Source organism: Idiomarina sp. (assembly GCF_019431395.1).
Classification (GTDB): Bacteria; Pseudomonadota; Gammaproteobacteria; order Enterobacterales; family Alteromonadaceae; genus Idiomarina.
Genome location: NZ_CP080268.1, coordinates 434916 through 454062, shown reverse-complemented (window position 1 = coordinate 454062; position 19147 = coordinate 434916). Strand labels below are relative to the sequence as shown.

Annotated in this window: 18 protein-coding genes; 9 read left to right on the top strand and 9 right to left on the bottom strand. The window is 49.3% G+C overall.

Features of this window, described 5'->3' with window-relative positions:
- Positions 1 to 1524 carry a fumarate hydratase gene (locus KZ771_RS02295; RefSeq protein WP_133540254.1) on the bottom strand — a complete coding sequence of 508 codons (1524 nt, stop codon included), beginning with the start codon at positions 1522 to 1524 and terminating at the stop codon, positions 1 to 3.
- Between the two features lie 145 nt (positions 1525 to 1669).
- Between KZ771_RS02295 and pabB the strand changes: the two genes are divergently transcribed.
- The 3 genes from pabB to KZ771_RS02280 all read left to right on the top strand — a co-directional run bounded on the left by pabB (position 1670) and on the right by KZ771_RS02280 (position 5213).
- Complete coding sequence (pabB, locus tag KZ771_RS02290; RefSeq protein ID WP_290573676.1) at positions 1670 to 3115, top strand: aminodeoxychorismate synthase component I; 1446 nt, start codon at positions 1670 to 1672, stop codon at positions 3113 to 3115.
- Positions 3112 to 3726, top strand: a complete 615-nt coding sequence (locus KZ771_RS02285; protein ID WP_133540255.1) for a CoA pyrophosphatase — start codon at positions 3112 to 3114, stop codon at positions 3724 to 3726. Before pabB ends, KZ771_RS02285 begins: the two co-directional genes overlap by 4 nt.
- A 113-nt stretch (positions 3727 to 3839) precedes the next feature.
- On the top strand, positions 3840 to 5213 hold the full coding sequence (locus KZ771_RS02280; protein ID WP_133540256.1) for an L-serine ammonia-lyase: 1374 nt from the start codon (positions 3840 to 3842) through the stop codon (positions 5211 to 5213).
- A 17-nt stretch (positions 5214 to 5230) separates the two neighbouring features.
- Here KZ771_RS02280 and cysB read toward each other — a convergent pair whose 3' ends face one another.
- Positions 5231 to 6205 carry an HTH-type transcriptional regulator CysB gene (gene cysB / locus KZ771_RS02275; RefSeq protein ID WP_133540257.1) on the bottom strand — a complete coding sequence of 325 codons (975 nt, stop codon included), beginning with the start codon at positions 6203 to 6205 and terminating at the stop codon, positions 5231 to 5233.
- A gap of 72 nt (positions 6206 to 6277) precedes the next feature.
- Between cysB and KZ771_RS02270 the strand changes: the two genes are divergently transcribed.
- The 3 genes from KZ771_RS02270 to yciH are packed head-to-tail and all read left to right on the top strand — an operon-like array spanning position 6278 to position 8124.
- A complete protein-coding gene (locus tag KZ771_RS02270) occupies positions 6278 to 6988 on the top strand; it encodes a HAMP domain-containing sensor histidine kinase (protein ID WP_133540258.1) in 711 nt (236 codons plus the stop codon).
- A gap of 41 nt (positions 6989 to 7029) precedes the next feature.
- Entirely contained in the window at positions 7030 to 7785 is a 756-nt protein-coding gene (locus KZ771_RS02265) for a hypothetical protein (RefSeq protein ID WP_290573677.1), read from the top strand.
- Between the two features lie 3 nt (positions 7786 to 7788).
- Complete coding sequence (yciH, locus tag KZ771_RS02260) at positions 7789 to 8124, top strand: stress response translation initiation inhibitor YciH (RefSeq protein ID WP_290573678.1); 336 nt, start codon at positions 7789 to 7791, stop codon at positions 8122 to 8124.
- Here yciH and KZ771_RS02255 read toward each other — a convergent pair.
- Positions 8105 to 9787 carry a SpoIIE family protein phosphatase gene (locus KZ771_RS02255; protein ID WP_290654235.1) on the bottom strand — a complete coding sequence of 561 codons (1683 nt, stop codon included), beginning with the start codon at positions 9785 to 9787 and terminating at the stop codon, positions 8105 to 8107. The two genes, yciH and KZ771_RS02255, sit on opposite strands and share 20 nt — an antisense overlap.
- Entirely contained in the window at positions 9787 to 10092 is a 306-nt protein-coding gene (locus KZ771_RS02250; RefSeq protein WP_133540262.1) for an STAS domain-containing protein, read from the bottom strand. The genes KZ771_RS02255 and KZ771_RS02250 overlap by 1 nt, the downstream gene beginning before the upstream one ends.
- Positions 10093 to 10199: 107 nt before the next feature.
- Between KZ771_RS02250 and KZ771_RS02245 the strand changes: the two genes are divergently transcribed.
- Positions 10200 to 10994, top strand: coding sequence for a response regulator (locus KZ771_RS02245; protein ID WP_133540263.1), 795 nt, complete (start codon positions 10200 to 10202; stop codon positions 10992 to 10994).
- Positions 10995 to 11181: 187 nt separating this feature from the next.
- On the opposite strand, the gene KZ771_RS02240 is transcribed toward KZ771_RS02245, so the two are convergent.
- Positions 11182 to 12480 (bottom strand): amidohydrolase family protein, encoded by a 1299-nt coding sequence (locus KZ771_RS02240; protein ID WP_290654234.1) that lies wholly within the window; start codon positions 12478 to 12480, stop codon positions 11182 to 11184.
- Complete coding sequence (locus KZ771_RS02235; protein WP_290654233.1) at positions 12480 to 15560, bottom strand: amidohydrolase family protein; 3081 nt, start codon at positions 15558 to 15560, stop codon at positions 12480 to 12482. Before KZ771_RS02235 ends, KZ771_RS02240 begins: the two co-directional genes overlap by 1 nt.
- 149 nt (positions 15561 to 15709) lie before the next feature.
- Here KZ771_RS02235 and KZ771_RS02230 point away from each other — a divergent pair, with 149 nt between their 5' ends.
- Positions 15710 to 16180 carry a cytochrome c gene (locus tag KZ771_RS02230; RefSeq protein WP_133540266.1) on the top strand — a complete coding sequence of 157 codons (471 nt, stop codon included), beginning with the start codon at positions 15710 to 15712 and terminating at the stop codon, positions 16178 to 16180.
- Here the strand turns inward: KZ771_RS02230 and KZ771_RS02225 are convergent.
- The gene (locus KZ771_RS02225; protein WP_290571532.1) at positions 16177 to 16824 is read right to left on the bottom strand and encodes a cytochrome b/b6 domain-containing protein; all 648 of its coding nucleotides are present in this window, start codon (positions 16822 to 16824) and stop codon (positions 16177 to 16179) included. The two genes, KZ771_RS02230 and KZ771_RS02225, sit on opposite strands and share 4 nt — an antisense overlap.
- Positions 16825 to 16897: 73 nt before the next feature.
- Here KZ771_RS02225 and KZ771_RS02220 point away from each other — a divergent pair, with 73 nt between their 5' ends.
- Positions 16898 to 17272 carry a response regulator gene (locus KZ771_RS02220; RefSeq protein ID WP_133540268.1) on the top strand — a complete coding sequence of 125 codons (375 nt, stop codon included), beginning with the start codon at positions 16898 to 16900 and terminating at the stop codon, positions 17270 to 17272.
- Here the strand turns inward: KZ771_RS02220 and tyrA are convergent.
- Together tyrA and KZ771_RS02210 are read right to left on the bottom strand one after the other, a co-directional pair.
- Positions 17269 to 18441 (bottom strand): bifunctional chorismate mutase/prephenate dehydrogenase, encoded by a 1173-nt coding sequence (tyrA, locus tag KZ771_RS02215; RefSeq protein ID WP_290654232.1) that lies wholly within the window; start codon positions 18439 to 18441, stop codon positions 17269 to 17271. The genes KZ771_RS02220 and tyrA overlap by 4 nt on opposite strands.
- A 38-nt stretch (positions 18442 to 18479) precedes the next feature.
- Positions 18480 to 19073 (bottom strand): DNA-J related domain-containing protein, encoded by a 594-nt coding sequence (locus KZ771_RS02210; protein ID WP_290654231.1) that lies wholly within the window; start codon positions 19071 to 19073, stop codon positions 18480 to 18482.
- Positions 19074 to 19147: the final 74 nt, after the last annotated feature.

Sequence of the window (19147 nt, the reverse complement as noted above, 5' to 3'; positions counted from 1 at the left end):
TTACGCTCCTGCTTTGTCATGCATATCGGCAATTTTAACTTTCCAGATAGCAGGACCCTCGGTATGCGCGTTAGTGCCATCACTATCGACCGCTACGGTCACCGGCATATCTTCTACTTCAAACTCGTAGATTGCTTCCATGCCAAGATCTTCAAACGCAACGACTTTAGCTTGTTTGATCGCTTTAGCAACTAAATACGCAGCACCGCCGACCGCCATCAAATACACCGCTTTGTGTTGGCGAATACTTTCAACCGCTTGCGGACCGCGCTCGGCCTTACCAATCATGCCAATGATGCCGGCTTGCTCTAACATCATATCAGTAAATTTATCCATCCGCGTCGAGGTGGTAGGACCGGCCGGGCCCACAACTTCGTCGCCGACCGGATCAACCGGACCAACGTAGTAGATAAAGCGATTATTAAAGTCGACCGGCAGCGATTCGCCATTTTCGATCATACCCTGAATACGCTTATGAGCGGCATCACGGCCGGTTAGCAATTTACCGGACAGCAATACCGTCTCGCCCATTTTCCAATCCTGGATGTCTTCTTTAGTGACTTCATCCAGATTCACTCTGCGCGCGTCATCACCGAGTTCGAAGGTGACGTCAGGCCAGTCTTCCAGTTTCGGCGGGGTTAAGTCTGCCACACCCGAGCCATCCAGCGTGAAGTGAACGTGCCGCGTTGCCGCACAGTTGGGTATCAGGGTAACGGGTTTCGACGCAGCGTGAGTTGGCAGCGATTTGATTTTTACATCGAGCACGGTAGTCAAGCCACCCAAGCCCTGCGCGCCAATACCTAAATCGTTAACCCGGTTAAATATTTCCAGGCGTAGCTCTTCTTCAGCTGTTTGCGGGCCGCGCTCGATCAGTTCGTGAATATCGACCGGATCCATCAGTGATTCTTTTGCCAGCACAGCAGACTTTTCTGCGGTACCACCAATCCCGATCCCCAGCATTCCCGGCGGGCACCAGCCTGCGCCCATTTTGGGCAGAGTTTCGACAACCCAGTCAGCGATAGAGTCACTGGGGTTGAGCATGACCATTTTTGATTTGTTTTCTGAGCCGCCGCCTTTTGCAGCAATCATAACCTCAACGGTATCGCCGGCAACCATGTCCAGGTGCACAACAGCCGGCGTATTATCACCGGTGTTTTTACGTGCGCCGGCAGGATCTGCAACAATCGACGCTCGCAGCGGATTATCCGGGTTGGTATAGGCACGGCGAGTGCCCTCGTCCACCATTTGCTGCACGGTGAGGTCAGTTTTATCCCACTGCACGCCCATGCCGACTTTTACAAAACAGGTGACGATACCGGTGTCCTGACAAATCGGACGGTGACCCTGCGCTGACATACGCGAATTCGTCAGCACCTGAGCAATCGCATTTTTAGCCGCTTCACTCTGCTCACGTTGATACGCCTCATCCAGTGCCTGAATAAAATCCAACGGATGATAATAAGAAATATATTGCAGCGCGTCCGCGATGCTCTCGATAAAGTCGCTTTGACGAATAGTAGCCATCCAACAACACCTCATGGTTAGGGCTTGTAGCCGTAAAATCAGAATAACATCGCGCATAATAGCGTTTTAAGCGCACGCTGACCAGTCGCTGAAGTGCTGTGATATAATCGCCGCATCCGTCAGTGCAGAGAGAGACTGAACGCCAGTGACTAACGTGTTAAACCAGCGTACAGAAAACCTGAGTTGGAACGCCTTTGACCACATTTTACCGGCCGCTAACGCTGAACTTGATGTTTGGCTGGCCGATGTCATGGCCAGACATCAACACAAGGACTACAGCCTGTGGCTAGACTCGGCTGCCGACGAACACGTTAACAGCCGTTTTCATATTTTACTAAAGCAGCCACGCTGTTTTTTGCAGGCAACGGATTGCGGTGCCGAATTGCAAGTTTGCGATCCTGAGTTAGCGCAACAAGGCCTTGCATCCAGGCTGGCATCGGAGCCTTCGTTTTTAGCTGCAGCAAAACACCTTAACCAGCTTATGCAGCAACGTTTTAATGTAACCCCACATGCTGAAATACCTTTTAATGGTGGTATGGCTGGCTATTTGAGCTACGACTTGGGGCGCCAAATCGAGCATTTGCCGGCAACAAATGAAACCGAGTACCAGACAGCTATCGCAGGACTTGGTTTTTATAGCGAGGCGTTGGTCGTGGATAAACGCCATCACCGACTTTGGATCTTAGCACCGGATAACAGCCATCAGCAGGTGCTCGACTCATGGCTGGACGCGCCTTTGCCTGAGCATAAACCATTTTCGTTGAGTTCCGGCTGGCAAAGTAATATGGACCGCAGTGGTTATGAACAACGTTTTAATCGTGTCCATGACTACCTGTTAGCCGGCGACTGTTACCAAATAAATTTGGCACAACGATTTAAAGCACGTTATTGCGGCGACGAATACCAGGCCTATTTGCGTTTGCGGCAACAAAATGGCGCGCCATTCTCAGCGTTTATGCGCTTACCCGGCAGCAGTATTTTAAGCGTATCACCGGAACGTTTTTTGTCGGTTGACCAACAAGCACGGGTAGAGACCAAGCCGATAAAAGGAACACGCCCGCGTTTTAGTAATGCGGATGCTGATCAACGCTCGCGCGACGCACTGCAAAACGCTGAAAAGGACCGTGCCGAAAACCTCATGATCGTAGACTTACTGCGTAACGACCTGTCGCGAAGTTGTCTGCCGGGAACTATCGACGTCCCGCATCTGTTCGCCATTGAAAGTTTTCCGGCGGTACACCACTTGGTATCAACGATACAGGCACAGCTGGATCCGCAAAAATCGCTATTCGATTTGTATCAGGGCGCCTTCCCCGGCGGTTCGATAACGGGCGCGCCTAAAGTGCGGGCGATGCAAATTATCGAAGAGCTCGAGCCCAACCGCCGCAATATCTATTGTGGCTCGATGCTTTACTTGTCGCTTTGTGGTAGCAGTGACAGCAGTATCACCATTCGCACCTTGTTGGCCGAAAACAATGACTTGTATTGCTGGGCCGGCGGCGGTCTCGTGGTTGATTCTGACAGCGATGCCGAATACCAGGAAACACTGGATAAAGTCGCGCGTATTTTGCCCATACTGGAGTCATCATGAGTATCAAAAACCGCGCCGACTTTATCCGTCGTTTTAATCTGCACCCTCACGCACCGGTAACGCGTCGGGTCGATGAGCCATTACGCAAGCGTCTGCGCCCCGCGGCCGTGCTCATACCGCTGATTGAACGTCCGCACGGATTATCGCTTATTTTGACACAACGCTCGGCAAAGCTGCGCCAGCATGCCGGTCAAATTAGTTTCCCCGGTGGTCGCTATGAACATCATGACCGCAATTTACTGACTACGGCACTACGCGAAACCGAAGAGGAAATCGGTTTACCGAGACAACAAGTCGAAGTCATTGGTCGCTTGCAGGATTATCCGGTGCTGAGTAATTTTATGATCCGCCCCTATGTTGGCTTTGTCCAACCGCAACAAGCGTTAGTGGCTGAAGCTGGTGAGGTGGCAGAAATTTTTGAAGTTCCACTGGCAGATATCCTCGATCTGAACAATCATTACGCCTACCGTATTAAAAAATTTATTTACGACCGTGTTTATTTTATCCCCTGGCAGCACCGCAATATTTGGGGCGCCACTGCGGGTATTTTGCGTGAGCTTGCTGAACAGTTACAACCCGAGGCTCGCCACAAAGTCCGACCACTCAATTAGTTGCGGCCGGTATAAGATAGGCGAATTAATTATGTCGAAATGCTTGCCAACCCCCTGGCTCTGCATGCGACAATAAGTTGTAAATACATTTAAGTGAAACAGGTTAATCACTAATGATCAGTGTTTTTGACATTTATAAAATTGGTATTGGTCCTTCAAGCTCTCACACCGTAGGGCCTATGCGCGCTGCCTACGACTTTTTAAATGCAGCTAAGGACGCAGGACACCTACAAAACGCCGATGCGGTCGAAGTCGAGCTATTTGGTTCGCTTGGCCAAACGGGTAAAGGCCATGGTACCGGCAAAGCCGTTATTCTGGGACTGGCCGGTGAACTGCCGGAAACTGTTGATACTGATAATGTCGATAACTTTCTGGCTGAGACTAACGATACGCAAACACTTAATTTGCTGGGCGAGAAGCAAGTCAAGTTCCCGCGCGAGGGCGCTATTGTGTTCCATCGCCGTAAAACCATGCCCAAGCATGCGAATGCCATGGAACTGCGTTTACTAAAAGACGGGGAAGTTCTCTACAAAGATTTATACTACTCAATTGGTGGCGGCTTTATCGTTCGCGATGAGGACTTTGACGAAACTCTGGAAGAAGCCATTGAGCAGTCCAGTAAGCCGATCCCCTACCCGTTTGATACAGCCGCACAATTACTCGAGCACTGCGAAGAAAATAGCATGCGCATCAGCTCGTTAATGATGGCGAATGAAAAAGTTTTTCGCAGCGAAGAGGATATTCGCGCAGGTCTGATGAAGATCTGGAAAACCATGCAGCAAAGTATTGAGAACGGCATCAGTACCGAGGGCATTCTGCCGGGTGGTTTGAAAGTGCGGCGCCGCGCTTCGGCGTTATATCAGCGCCTGAAAAAAGAAAAAACCACCGAACCGATGCAGTTTATGGACTGGGTCGATTTATTTGCCCTGGCTGTAAATGAAGAAAACGCCGCCGGCGGGCGCATCGTTACCGCGCCAACCAACGGCGCCGCAGGTATTATCCCGGCGGTTATGAGTTATGCCGATAAGTTTATCGAAAAACTCGACGAAGATGCCGTGGTGCGGTTCCTGCTTACTTCCGCAGCCATTGGTATCCTGTATAAAAAGAACGCGTCAATATCAGGTGCAGAAGTGGGTTGTCAGGGTGAAGTTGGCGTAGCTTGTTCAATGGCAGCCGCCGCCTTGGCTGAATTCACCGGAGGTTCACCCAGAACTGTTGAGAACGCGGCTGAAATTGGTATGGAACATAACCTGGGGCTGACCTGCGATCCGGTGGGTGGATTGGTTCAGGTTCCCTGCATTGAACGTAACGCTATGGGCGCCATTAAAGCCATCAACGCTGCACGTTTAGCTATGCGTGGTGATGGTAACCACAAGGTATCGCTGGATAAAGTGATAAAAACCATGTGGGATACCGGTAATGATATGAAGACCAAGTATAAAGAGACCGCGCGCGGCGGTTTGGCGGTCAATATTATCGAATGCTAGTTAACACATTGCCGGCACTATAGTGTCGGCAATTCTTGCTTAGCAAACAGTTGTTCGATTTCCTCGTGAGTCTTTAACCGCATCGCTTCCTCAACCTTGGGCTTGGTTAGGTGCGGGGCAAAATTTTCTATAAAGTCGTACATGTAGGTACGCAAAAAGGTGCCGCGACGAAAACCGATTTTGGTGGTGCTGGGCTCAAATAAATGGTGAGCCGGAATAGCGACAAGGTCGCGATCTTCATCAGCGTTGTAAGCCATCGAGGCAACTACCCCGATACCTATCCCCATACGCACATAGGTTTTTATCACGTCCGCATCGGTTGCAGTAAACACGATACGTGGTTCTTTACCCGCTGATGCGAATGCCCGGTCTAACTCAGAACGTCCGGTAAAACCATGTACATAAGTAACCAACGGGTAATCTGCAATATCTTTAATCGATAACTGGCTAATTTGCGCTAACGGATGATCCTTGGTGACAATAATCGAGCGATTCCAGTGGTAACAAGGCAACATAATCAAATCTTGGTACAAATGCAGGGCTTCAGTTGCAATAGCAAAGTCTGCACGCCCTTTAGCTGCTGCCTCACTTATTTGTTGCGGTGATCCTTGATGCATATGCAACGATACTTTGGGATACTGCTTAATAAAGCGCTGAATCACCGACGGTAACGCGTAACGCGCCTGAGTGTGCGTGGTGGCAATATTCAGCTTGCCACAGTCCGGTTGGTTATGTTCCGCAGCTACCGCTTTAATGGCATTAACTTGTTCCAGTACCTGCTGTGCAATATCAATAACTTCGCGCCCTGCCGGCGTAATATGTGTAAGGTGCTTACCGGTGCGCCCAAAAATTTGAACGCCCAGCTCATCCTCCAGCATGCGTACTTGTTTGCTGATGCCCGGCTGCGAGGTAAACAAGCTTTCGGCAGTCGAAGACACATTTAGATTGTGATTCATCACTTCGACAATGTATCTTAATTGCTGTAACTTCATAGTCATCAACCTGTTTATGCAAGCATTCAAAAATGGGTATTATAAAAAAATAATATAGTAAATTGATTATTTATGCCAAACACTAAATTACCTGAATCCTGCTCTGATCGCGGTATCGACTTTTCGACGGTGCTCGCAAGTACCGTGCATGACATGAAAAATTCACTCGCTTTAGTTCTGCAGCAACTGGAATCCGTCATCGACCGAACTCAGGACACAACGCTGGGTAACGACATCGCTCACGTACATTACGAAGCTCAACGTATTAATGCCAACCTGGTGCAGTTACTGCAATTATACCGTCATCAGCAAAATGGTCAGGCGCTGAATATTGAACACCAATACCTGGATGAAATTATCGAAGAAGTGGTGATGAACAATGAACTATACCTGGAGCAACGCGGCATCGAATTGACGCAACAAGGTATTGAGGAATGCACCGCATTTTGCGATCGCGACCTGACAGTTAACTTGTTAAACGACATAGTCATTAATGCCATGCGCTATACCGCCGATAAACTGGTTATTACGGCGCAGCAATCTAAAACCGGCGGGGTTACTCTGAGCATCAATGATAATGGTCCCGGTTATCCGCAAGAAATGCTCGATGCCGTGCCGACACTGGGCGCAACTCAACCCAATGAAGACTCACGTACCGGGCTGGGTTTATACTTTGCACAACAAATTGCAGAAGCGCATGAACGCAATGGCAAAAAGGGTTATATTGAATTGCAAAATGGCGGACAGCTGGGCGGTAGTGTGTTTAAATTGGTATTGCCCTAACAAAAACTGATAATAATACGGGTCTAACAACCGGAAATCGCATGTTATACACCATTATAATTTCGCTGATTATTTTGCTGGCCATATTAGCGGTCATGATTGGCGCTGTGCAGCAGCATAAGCAAAAACAGGACATCGCCCGACGCCAAAAATTGGCAAAATTTCGGGCTGCGCTGGAGCAAGTCGAGGATTTGCTCAACATGGCCAGTTACTTCCCCATCGGCAAGTCGATGTTAGCCGTACTCAACGCTCGTGCCCGTGAGTTATTAGCGGGAATGGATGAAGTCAGCCCCAGCGACGATTACAAAGCACGCATAAAAGATTATGACCAACGCCTGCAGCAGATGGATCGTAACGACACCTCGCTGATCACAGAGGAATTTGAGTTACCACATAACGACAAACAAATTATCGCCATGATCAACGCACTCAAGCGGCTTCGCAGTGCACTGCGTTCAGAACATGCGCGCGGTAAAGTTGACAGCCATGTTTACACCACAGAAGATGCTCGTTTACAAAAGCTGCAACTAAAAATTAGCGTTGAGACGTTAATTCGACGCGGCCAAAATGCCTATCAAGGTCATATGTTAGGATCAGCGCGTCAGTACTACGAAAAAGCCCAACGCACGCTCGAAGATCAGAGCTACAACGATGACTACATCGAATCACGTTCGGCAACGATTAGCCAGGCACTCGAACAAATCACCAGCGAACTGCGAGACGTCAATACCCGTGACGCAGCTAACCGCAAGCAGGACGAACTGGAAGAATTGTTCCAACCGAAGAAAAAGTGGTAAACCATGACCGATTGGAAAGACCAATTAAGCCAATTAGTTTATTCGACAGACAGCGGCAAAGTGGATGCTGAACCGGAGCCTGAAGTAATTCCTGAAGGCGATGGTATTGTCCGCATTCAACGCCAGACTAAAGGCCGTAAAGGCAAAGGCGTAACCATTATCACCGGTATCGGCGCTCCCGAAACAGAATTGAAAGCAATAGCGAAAAAATTAAAACAACACTGTGGTGTTGGTGGCGCCGTTAAGGATTACACCATCGAGTTACAAGGTGACCAGCGACAAGCTGCAAAGCAATGGCTGGAAAAACAACAATACCGGGTTAAGCTGGCGGGCGGCTGAGATCGTAGTCGACAAATAAAATACGTCCCTGTTCACGCCACTCTACTTTATCTGCAAAGTTCTTAACCAGTTCCAGGCCCCGACCAAAGAGTTGTTCATTAGTGGCAACGGACTCGCCTGTGCGGTCTACCGGAAAGGGGCATTCGCCGTTTGAGCTAATAGCAAAACTTATCCGCTCCTCGACCGGTGTGTAATGAATATCAATTTGAATGGCGAAGTCCTGGTTTTGCCGCAAGCGCTGCTGACGCTCTACATAATAACGTTCAAATCCCAGCACCTCCTTCATATCTGAATCCAGCTGCAGCACGTTATGATCTAAAATATTGTTAAAGCACTCTGCAAATAATAAATACAACGTTGTTTTATGGCTTTTCAACGCTTCCATTTTGCCAAGCGAATCGACCAGGTGTTGCATCGGGTCGAGCTTTTCCATCTCTCGCTGTCCGATTGTCACCGATAACTTAAATGGCAAATGGTTATGCTCGGTTAACTGTTTACTATCGACCGGAGCTGTGCGTTTACAGTCAAGCGCAACTAATGACAGGTCATCATGTATTTGTTGATTTGCATCCATCATTTGCTTGAGCTGCTGGCAAATCCTTTCAAAAGCGTGCTCAGGATCGCGTTGCCACGCTCGCGACACCATTTGCGTAAATCCGGACTCTCCCAGCATAGCCTTATCAGCTAGCTGCATCTCTACCACGCCATCGGTAAAAGCGATAACGCTGTGGTCGTGACTAACAAATAAGTGTTCGACCTGATTATCAAAATCGTCAGTCGATAGAATACCCAGCGCCATATGGCGAGAAGGAATGTGGTGCTGAACCTCTCCTGACGAGTTGATCACCAACGCATCAGGGATACCACCGTTCCAACACGTTAAGCGCTCGCCGCCCGGCGACAACTCAATAATAAGTGCAGCGCAAAACATGTCATCAGGTAACAAATTTAATAGCCGCTGATTAAATTCAGCCGCCATATCGCTTACCGATAAACCGCGTGACGCCATCCCAAAAAATGCTTGTGAAAGAGGCAAGGTACCGGTGGCGGGAGCCAACCCATGACCAGTGAAGTCGCCGAGAAACAGGTAGTAGTTACCAAAAGGCCCCTCCTTGCCAAGGCACAAATCACCATTAAAGGTGCTGACCGAGCGCAAATAGCTTTTTATGTAAGGCTTATTAAGTTCATTTTCTCGCAGGGCATTGTGCAACATGTGCTGCACCACGCTTTGCTCACGCTCCATACGATTAGAATGCCAGTTCAATGTTTTATTTTTTTGCGCCAGCGAATAACTTAACTCTCTAACGCGACCATGGGCACTGATTTTTGCCTGCAGTACCACCGGCTCAAACGGCACGCTCAGGAAGTCATCGCCACCCACCTGCAGACACCGTAGCAAGGTATCTTTAGCATCCAGGGCGGTAATAAAAATAATAGGCAGGTGTACGTTGCCACTCAGTTCTTTTAGACGGGGAGCCGTCTCAAAACCATTTAGCACCGGCATCATCACATCCAACAGCACGATTTGCGGTTGCACGCTGTTAAACACTTCCAGGGCACGTTGCCCATTGTCGACACAAACCACGCTATGCCCCATGCCTGTCAGCAAACCCTCGAGCATGATTTGGTTGGCTTTTTGGTCGTCTACAACCAGAATTTTCATTAATTGATAGTAAACATTTTATCGAAACGTGAAATATCTAAAATACGCTTAACATCCGGGCGCGCATTGATAAGCTGAATGCCTTTTACACTGCTACCCAACGACTTACGCATATTAATCAGCATACCCAAAGCAGAGCTGTCCAGGTACTCGGTTTCGCGCAGATCGATAATGACCAGCGGCTGGGTATCGCCAACATGACTGTACGCTTGACGAAACTCCTGCACTAAACTGAAATCAAACTTGCCCTTAATCGCAATAACCAGCTGTTTTTGATCGGCCGAAAACTCCCGCGTAACACCCATATAAACCTCTTTTTTGATTGTTATTAAGCTAGGATATATTTTTTTGATTGTGTTTGTCTGCTAAATCCCATAATCTTTTTGCATCACTAATCAAAGCCTAACCTACTATGTCCGTAGCGCTAGACCAACTAAGAATTTTGTTGGTAGAACCCTCTGATGTACAACGCAAAGTCATTTCTCAGCATTTAAACCAAGCTGGTTTAGATCAAACCCGCGGCGCTGCAACATTAGCTGAGGCCAAACAGTTGATCCAGAGTTGGCAACCCGACATCGTTACCAGTGCCATGTATTTTGCTGACGGCACTGCTCACGAGCTTATTGAGCATATTCATGCGCAGCAATTACAGGACACGATACATTTTATGCTGGTATCCAGTGAGCATCGTGCCGACCAACTGGAGCAATTCAAACAGTCGGGTATAGTCGCCATTCTACCCAAGCCTTTTACCCCTGAACAACTACAACGAGCAATAAAAGCTACCGTCGATCTGCTTGACCCCGAACATCTGGAGTTAGATCTCTACGATATTGAGGACTTGCGGGTACTGATAGTTGATGACAGCACCACCTCGCGTCACGTCTTGCGACGGGTACTGGAAAACATGGGCGTTGAACATTGTGTTGAGGCTGAAAATGGCCAGCAGGCTATTGATATTTTGGCCGACCAACAATTTGATTTAATCGTGACCGACTTTAACATGCCGGAGATTAACGGTAGTGAGTTAGCGCAGTATGTTAGAAACAACACCGCTCACGCCCACACCCCACTGCTGATGGTAACCGCACGAGCCAACGAGCCACAACTGGCCAACGTTAAGCAAAGCGGCGTCGACGCCCTCACCGATAAGCCGTTCGAACCGGAAATTCTGCGCGGTATTCTAAGTAAGCTACTGAGCCAATAAAAAAGGGCCGGTGAGCCCCTCGGCAATTAGGCTGGGGCTTTTGAACCCCGCTTGAGAAAGACGCCCGCGAGTACATCCCTGTAGGGCTTGACTGGCGCCATCCATGGCGCCAGACACTTTCTCAAACGGGGCATTCAAAATCCCTATCGCCTAATTACCGAGGAGCTCACCGGCCCATTTTTAAGTATTACTTCTGTTGATATTTTTCGTATAGCTCAGTGTGACGGCTTTCCAGTTCGACCGCACGACCATTGATAAACAAGTGCGTTAGGTCTTGTCCGATTGGATCAAGCAAGTCACCTTTTGACACGCTCAACGACGCGCTTTTACCCACTTCCAGTGAGCCCAGCTGATCGTCAAGACCCATAAACTCAGCGGGCTTCAAGGTGATTGCTTTGACCGCTTCGTCGACATCCAAACCGAATGCAACAGACTGACCAGCGGCAAACGGCAGGTTGCGTACATCCCAGTAGCCAGGGTACGAAATGGCAAAGTTTACGCCGGCTTCAGCAAGCTGTGCCGGTGTTGAGAAGGCCTGATCGTAACCTTCGTCATCACGGGCGGGTAAACCAAATGGTGAACCGAACACAACCGGCGTTTGTGTTTTAACCAGTCGTTCGGTTAAACGCCAGGCGTCAGCTGCGCCCATCAGCACCAGGTCAAAACCATATTCCTGTGCAACATCCAGCGCCTGCTCCATTTGACGCTTATCCTGCGCATGCACAAACAGCTTCTTAGAGCCATCGTACAAACCAAGCATAGCTTCCCAACGCTGATCTACGGCAATGTCAGGGTTCGCTTGTTTTGCGTCATAATAAGCTTTTGCATCGGCTAATACGTCTTTAAGACGCTTAAGCGCTTTAGCATTAGCTTCGCGCTGTTCTGCCGGGGTGCGGCTTTCCCACCAGGTATCAACTACATAGGTGCGTGGCCAGCTAATGTGAACACCGATTTCGCCGGCAACCAGACTGTCCTGGTAATTCCAGCCATCTAACTGCATCAGCGACGACTGGCCATTAACCAGCGATCCTTCCGGTACCACCTGAGCATGAGTAATGCCGTGGTAGCGCACCGTCGGGATAATTTCGGAGTCGGCATTAAACGCGATATGACCGGCGACTTCCGGGGTTACACCTCCGACTTCACGAGAGTCACGGGTCGCGCGCACCGCGCCAATTTCATTCAGACCGATGGTTGTATCCATGGCAATAACACCCGGGTACACGTGCTGACCAGAAATATCGACCACTTTAGCGCCTTCGGGAATTGCTACGTTACTGCCAATAGCGGTTATTTTTCCGTCAGCGAAGACTAAGTCGGTATCGGTTAATGTACCCTGAGTAACGGTATGTAACGTGCCACCTTGCAGTACAATCGGTTGCTGCTGTTTTTCGCCAGGCACCTGGTCATGCGCCTGGCCTGTCGTTGAGGCGACTGCCAATGCTCCGATCACCGCCGCGGCTAGGGTTTGAGTTAAAGCTTTCATTAGTGTTTACCTCCGTGGCTGTGAGTACCTGCCAGAAAATGGTCTAACCAAACATCGTGATCAGTATCGCAGTGCCAGGTCGGTTGTTCTTCTTTGTACACGTCCTCGGCGCCGATATAAGCTTTATCGCCTTCGGCAAGAACTTTCTGAATCAGGGCATTTTTTTCTGCCTGCACGCGCTGTTGACGTTGCTGATCCAATTCACGGTCAAAGAATTTACGGCCGTTAATCCATGTTTGCTGCGCCTGCGCATAAGCACTTAACGGATAGTTATTCCACAACACAAAATCTGCGTGTTTGCCTTCTTCCACGCTACCGACATACTGGTCAACTTTAAGCTGTTTAGCCGGATTAATGGTAACCATCTTCATCGCTTCATGCGGTTCCATACCACAGTATCTGACCGACTTCGCTGCCTCGGTATTTAAGCGACGCTGCAGATCGTTACTGTCCGAGTTAATGCTGGTCAGTACGCCACGGTCATGCATTAAGCAAGCGTTATGCGGAATTGCATCGTAAACTTCAAACTTGTAAGCCCACCAGTCAGCAAAGGTTGAGCCTGAAGCACCGTGCTCTGCCATTTCGTCAGCCACTTTGTAGCCTTCCAAAATGTGCGTGAAGGTATCCAACGTAAAGCCAAAGTCTTCGGCGACTTCCATCAACATTAAAATCTCCGACGCAACATACGAGTGCGCATGCACAAAGCGGTCGCTATTTAAGATTTCAATGAGCGTATCCAGACGATAGTCCGGACGCGGCGGTGCCGTACGTTGTTTTTCGGAACGGCTCAAACGGTCATAAGCACGCTTTTGTTGCTGATATTCAAGTGCAGCCTGGAAGCCGTCACGCATGATCGTTTCTACACCCATACGTGTTTGCGGGTAACGGATAGTCATGTCGTCACCCCAGTTGCTCTGCTTAACGTTTTCGCCAAGTGCAAATTTAATGCTGGCAGGTGCTGCATCAAATTTCATTAAATCGGCATTAGCGCCCCAGCGTAGTTTAATCACTTGCGCCTGACCACCGATTGGATTTGCCGAGCCATGTAGCAACTGCGCCATGGTGGTGCCACCGGCTAACGAACGATAAATATGAATATCATCCGGATTGACTACATCACCGATTCTAACTTCTGATGTAATAGCCTCAGAGCCTTCGTTAACGCCCCGATCGATGGCAATGTGCGAATGCTCATCTATGATCCCCGGCGTTAGGTGCATCCCCGACCCATCTATTACGGTGGCGCCGCGAGGTGCTGAAAGATCATCGCCGATATCGGCAAACTCACCGTTGCGCACCAACACATCGGTATCTTCTAGAATACCTTCGTCGGTCGCAGTCCATACCGTTACGTTACGGATAAGAACATCCTGGCGTTCCGGCAAACCGTCAACGCCATAGGCAACGTTAGGGAAGGTCAGATCGCCAACATAAGCCACTTGCTGATCGCTTTCCTGAACTTCGTCAGCGCTGCCGGCACTATAAGACGCGATCATATCCTGCGCACTGCCGTCAGGTGCTTTAGCCGTTAGGGTAAACTCATTTTGGGCGCTGGGTACTAATTTAAAACGCCAGGTTCCCGCAGGCGTCGCCTGTGGCAGGTCAGCAACAAATGCCATGGCATCATCGCTGGCATTAACATGACGCAGCTTAATAGTGTCCTCGCCCCAGCTCAGCTCACCGGATGCGGTTGGCTTAGCAGTGATATCCAGCGTTACTGCGGTACCCTGCCAGTCCAGGCTGTACTGCCCCGCAAAATCAACCTCGTGACGAGATAACAGTTCCACTTCATCACCCTGCATCCAGACAGACTGGATTACACCATCGTCGAAAAGGTCTCCTTTAACCATGACAAAATCGGCCATGTAGCCGCTGGCTAACTTACCAGCTTTGTCGCTAACCCCGGCAATTTCAGCCGGGATCGTGGTTAACGCAGCCAATGCCTCGTCCTTGCTCAAACCATGTTTTACCGCTTTACGCAGGTTCGCCCAAAACTCATCGGCTTTATCCAAACCATGCATGGTTAAAGCAAAATCGACATCAGCACTGGCTAACATTGCAGGGTTAGCAGGTGCTCGCTCCCAGTGGCGCAGTTTTGCTAAATCAACATCCAGGTGTGCATCAACGCCCGAAACATCCGGAGCAGCCGGGAAGTTAAGCGGCAAAATTACGCGGCTACCCGCTTCTTTTACATCATTAAGACGAGCATATTCATAGCCTGAGCCAACGTAGACCGTGGGCACGTTAAATTGGTCAAAAACCGCATCCGCGCGCAGCAACGACTTGTCATCTTCAACTTTAAAAATAATGCCCGTCGACTCAATATTCGCCAGCGATTTTAGCGCCGCATTAAACTCTACCGGGCCGTTATCGGCTTGCTTGCCGTAGGCCTGCTCATACCAGTTTGCATCCGACAATGTTTGTCTAACCAAGGCAATACTGCCCATCAATGAACTCGGATACTGTTGTTGAGATGAGCCTTTGTCAAATGACCCGAAGTGGCGCGTCTCGGCATTATAGATGACATCATTGGCAATCTTATCTGCCAACGATACGGTTACACCGCGGCCCTGAAATATGCCATCAAGACGCGCTGACTGAACACTGGTAAAGCCTGCATCGATAAAGTTTTTGCCGGCATCTGAATCGGTTTTAAAAGCGCTGTACCAATTTTTATCGGCATGAATTGCATCATTTGCGGCATTACCACCTTCGCGTTCGTTGTTATAAATGGGGCTATCCGGGCGTTCAGTTTTTTCCGCAGCGGGAACTCCGTAATTTGCGTAGGCGTCAATAAAGCCAGGGTAAACGGTGTAGCCCGTAGCATCGATTATACGAGCGCCCTCTGGGGCACGATTATTTTGTTGTACCGAAATAACTTTGCCAGCGTCGATAACCAACGTTGCGTTAGTCACCTGCTTGCCTGGCTCTGTAACAATTGTGGCATTCTGAATAGCGATCAGACCTGGTGTGTTATCGCGCATACCATTAGTACGCGACGTCTGATCAGCTATTGCGGCTGACGTAAACGCTGTCGTTAACGCTAACGCCAAAGCACTTAACTGATGCTTTGTTTTCATTATGGATTCCCCGTTTTGGTTATTAAAAGTGTCTTAATTAACCCTAATATCCAAATTATTCGTAATGAGTTAAAGTAACAAGTGTTAACCGACAGAAAGTGTAAATTTATCGTTAAGTTTCGTTACAATACAAAAAGAAGGGCGTTACGATGAAAAAACTCATAGTGTCATTGGCCAGTACCGCGATATTGTCATTAGGTATCAGCGGCAGTGCATTAGCAGATAAGCACGCATTTAACGATGCTGAGTCGGCGGTTGATTACCGCCAGAGTGCGTTTTCTATCATGCGCGCAAACTTTGTCGCGATGGCTGAGATGGTCAAAGGTGATGTCGATTACGATGCCAGCATCTTTGAGCAACGCGCTGAGGACTTCGCTCGCTTGAGCCAAATACCATGGGCAGGTTTTACTACTGAAGGCGCGATGCCTGGCGACAATACTGATGCGTTGCCGGAGATTTGGGACAACTGGGATGACTTCAAAAAACGTTCTGAAGATTTGATAGCCGACGCAAAAAGCCTTGCTGAAGCATCGACCAGTGGCTCACTGGAAACTATCAAGCCAGCGTTTATGGCAGCCGCCAAAAATTGCAAAGGCTGCCACGATAACTATAAAGATTAAGTCAGCAGTAGATATAAGATAAACCAAACTGCGACAGTTAACAGCATTGCCTGCCAACCTGGCTTCAAGTCAGGTTGTTGGGCTTTACTGTTTCGATAACCACTAATCATCGCCCCGAGTAGCGGCACGCCAAACCAGCGATACAAAATAACCGCTGCAACATGGATACCAATCAAGGCAAGTACCACATCAAACTGGGTTTTGTGCCAATCGGTCGCCAAATCAACCCGGTCAGAGCTGGCATATTGACTCAACGGCCCCGAAAACAAAATACCATCGCTACTGAATAAGCCGGTCAGGATCTGCAACACTAAAATTAATAGCAACGCCAACACGGCCCAGCCACCGGCTGCACTATGGGTATCGGAGTTACGATAGCGGCGTGTAAACAAGGCATGCAAATGAGCCGGTATTTTTGCCGGCGAACGCACAAAGTAAACAAACCGTGTATTTTTACTACCGAAAAAGCCCCAGCCAATACGCACAATTAACAACGCCGCAAGCGCAATAGCAAAATTAAGATGTAGCGACATTTCGCCATTGTCGCCACTCCACCACAACGCCCCGACTAAGCCCACCATGACCCAGTGATATAACCGAATAAAGCTATCCCACACCTTAATCCGTGGTGCCTGCGTGCTCATTGTTGGGCTCCTCTCTAGGCAAATTCGCGTTACAATGCTAGGGTAAAGCTATTGACGCGAAAACGGTAGTACCATGAGTGATAATAATCAATTAACCGTGCTGGTCGCAGACGATGACATGATCAGCCTGGAAGTGTTTAAGGCCATGCTCAGCCAGCACCAGGTCGAAGTAATAACCGCTGAAAGCGGCGAGCAGGCACTAGCGGCGTTGCAGCACAAGCCCGATCTAATTTTTCTTGATTTTGAAATGCCTGATATGTCCGGCGCCGACGTGTGTCGACAATTACGCCAACAGCCGGCATTCGCCACTACGCCGGTGATTGCAGTGACCAGCCACCAAAGTGCCAGTGAAATGGACGAATGCCGCAGTGCCGGTATGAACGCAACATTGCACAAACCTGTCGCGCCCGACGCATTAGCGGAGTTACTTAATCAATACAGCGGCTAGTCAGGCTGCTGACGAAAACGCTGATCATCGGCCAGTTGCACCATTCCCTCGCTTTCGTCCAGAAACTGCTCGGCATACTCGCCAAAATAGCGTTTAACCTCTTCAAACTGCTCGATAAAACGCTGTTTATCGCCTTGTTGTAATTGCTGCAGCGCCTCACTAAAGCGCTCTAAGTAGCGCGCAATAGTTGGGAACTGTTGGTGGTTAGCCATAATAATATCAGCGTACAGCTCCGCATTCTGTGCAAATAACCGGCCTACCATCATTAACTCCATTCGGTAAATAGGCGAGCTGACCTGCAATAACGCCTCGATATCTGCATTTTCCTCGGCCATATGCAGGCCATAACTAAAGGTACTTAAATGCCGCATCGCCTGCACCCATCCCATCGCTTTATCGTGGTCTTCGGCCGGCAATGTTTCAATATGCGCGCCCCAGTTAACGAATTGCTCGATAAGCCACTGACATTGCGCGTCGTCACGACCCGGCGTTACCACCACCAACTGTTTAGCCAAGTTATGCACGGATGGACCAAACATAGGATGTAAGCCCACCACCGGCCCCTGGTGTTGCTCCAGCATAGCCTGCAATGGTGCCGACTTAACACTGGTTACGTCTGCCAACACACAGTCATCAGCCAGTTTCGGTAGCGCATTAATTGCCGCTACGGTTTGGTTAACCGGTACCGAAACAATCACCGCCTGAGCCTTTTGCGCAAGCTCCGCCGTAAAGCTGTCGTGTTTATCAATCACCTCGACACAATAGCCCGTGTTAGCAAATAGCTTGCCCATTAACTGCCCCAGCCGGCCCGCCCCGCCAACGATAACAACGGGACGTTCCAGGGTTTTGGAAGTCGATGTTGCCTGCATCGTTTGAGTACGATAAGACTCACGGATGATACGGCGTAGCACGTCTTCAATTAAATCAGCCGAAAGACCTTTAGCCTCGGCATAATCGCGTCGTCCCTGAATCAACGTCTGCTCGCGCGATGGCACGTAGAGTGGCTGCTTTAGTTCTCGCTTTACAGCACCGACCTGAGCCGTAATAGCCGCCCGCTGGGCAATAAGCTCGACCAATTGCGTGTCGACGCTATCAATGGAATCACGCAATGCACGTAGTTGCTGTTCAGGATGTTGCTGAGATTGGTTCGGGGTATTTTCATCTGCCATGGTTTACTGCTCACTGACCATTTTATTAATTAAACGACTCACATTTGCCTTGCCAACGTATGATAGGCTTTTTTGACATCTTGCATTTTTTTAAGGCTACCGCCTTTATCCGGATGATGACGATGGATCAGTCGACGATATTGGCGCTTAAGCGTCTGCTGACACAAAGGCGGCGCGACATCCATTAACTCACAGGCAGACTCGAAATCCATAGTATCCTGGCCACCACGACGACCCGCCGACATGTTGTCCCAAAAGTCATTCAGTAACGCCTCAACACCTGCTTCATCTGTACCTGTTAGCTGGGTCAGATCCAGATAGTAATCAGCCAGGGGATCGTGCGATTGCAAACCAGACTCACCTGCCTGCCAGGGCAATACTTGAATCCGCAGCGTATTAATTTCTAAATCCGCTTTAGCTGCCGCCAACCAGTCGCACCGTATGCGATACAGGCAGTGAAAAATCAAAAAGTGGGTCTGAAACAACGATAAAGGTTGCCGCAAAGCATCAGCCTCAAACAGTTCATACGGCGGAGCCTGCAAAACCTCAATAAGCTCATGCTCCGTCCACACCGACCTCTCAGTCAATAACTGCTCCAGCGCAACCCGCAAAATCTCAATATCTTCATCCATCGCGCCAGCTTAGCATCAACAAAAGCCCCGCGCTAGCGTGGGCTGGGCCGGTATTCAGCTCGGAGGGGAGCGCT

What these genes read in the sequence shown, in the direction of transcription:
- KZ771_RS02295 (WP_133540254.1), bottom strand. Translation starts at nt 1,524, where the DNA reads ATGGCTACTATTCGTCAAAGCGACTTTATCGAGAGCATCGCGGACGCG.
- KZ771_RS02285 (WP_133540255.1), top strand. Translation starts at nt 3,112, where the DNA reads ATGAGTATCAAAAACCGCGCCGACTTTATCCGTCGTTTTAATCTGCAC.
- KZ771_RS02280 (WP_133540256.1), top strand. Translation starts at nt 3,840, where the DNA reads ATGATCAGTGTTTTTGACATTTATAAAATTGGTATTGGTCCTTCAAGC.
- cysB (WP_133540257.1), bottom strand. Translation starts at nt 6,205, where the DNA reads ATGAAGTTACAGCAATTAAGATACATTGTCGAAGTGATGAATCACAAT.
- KZ771_RS02270 (WP_133540258.1), top strand. Translation starts at nt 6,278, where the DNA reads ATGCCAAACACTAAATTACCTGAATCCTGCTCTGATCGCGGTATCGAC.
- KZ771_RS02265 (WP_290573677.1), top strand. Translation starts at nt 7,030, where the DNA reads ATGTTATACACCATTATAATTTCGCTGATTATTTTGCTGGCCATATTA.
- yciH (WP_290573678.1), top strand. Translation starts at nt 7,789, where the DNA reads ATGACCGATTGGAAAGACCAATTAAGCCAATTAGTTTATTCGACAGAC.
- KZ771_RS02255 (WP_290654235.1), bottom strand. Translation starts at nt 9,787, where the DNA reads ATGAAAATTCTGGTTGTAGACGACCAAAAAGCCAACCAAATCATGCTC.
- KZ771_RS02250 (WP_133540262.1), bottom strand. Translation starts at nt 10,092, where the DNA reads ATGGGTGTTACGCGGGAGTTTTCGGCCGATCAAAAACAGCTGGTTATT.
- KZ771_RS02245 (WP_133540263.1), top strand. Translation starts at nt 10,200, where the DNA reads ATGTCCGTAGCGCTAGACCAACTAAGAATTTTGTTGGTAGAACCCTCT.
- KZ771_RS02240 (WP_290654234.1), bottom strand. Translation starts at nt 12,480, where the DNA reads ATGAAAGCTTTAACTCAAACCCTAGCCGCGGCGGTGATCGGAGCATTG.
- KZ771_RS02235 (WP_290654233.1), bottom strand. Translation starts at nt 15,560, where the DNA reads ATGAAAACAAAGCATCAGTTAAGTGCTTTGGCGTTAGCGTTAACGACA.
- KZ771_RS02230 (WP_133540266.1), top strand. Translation starts at nt 15,710, where the DNA reads ATGAAAAAACTCATAGTGTCATTGGCCAGTACCGCGATATTGTCATTA.
- KZ771_RS02225 (WP_290571532.1), bottom strand. Translation starts at nt 16,824, where the DNA reads ATGAGCACGCAGGCACCACGGATTAAGGTGTGGGATAGCTTTATTCGG.
- KZ771_RS02220 (WP_133540268.1), top strand. Translation starts at nt 16,898, where the DNA reads ATGAGTGATAATAATCAATTAACCGTGCTGGTCGCAGACGATGACATG.
- tyrA (WP_290654232.1), bottom strand. Translation starts at nt 18,441, where the DNA reads ATGGCAGATGAAAATACCCCGAACCAATCTCAGCAACATCCTGAACAG.
- KZ771_RS02210 (WP_290654231.1), bottom strand. Translation starts at nt 19,073, where the DNA reads ATGGATGAAGATATTGAGATTTTGCGGGTTGCGCTGGAGCAGTTATTG.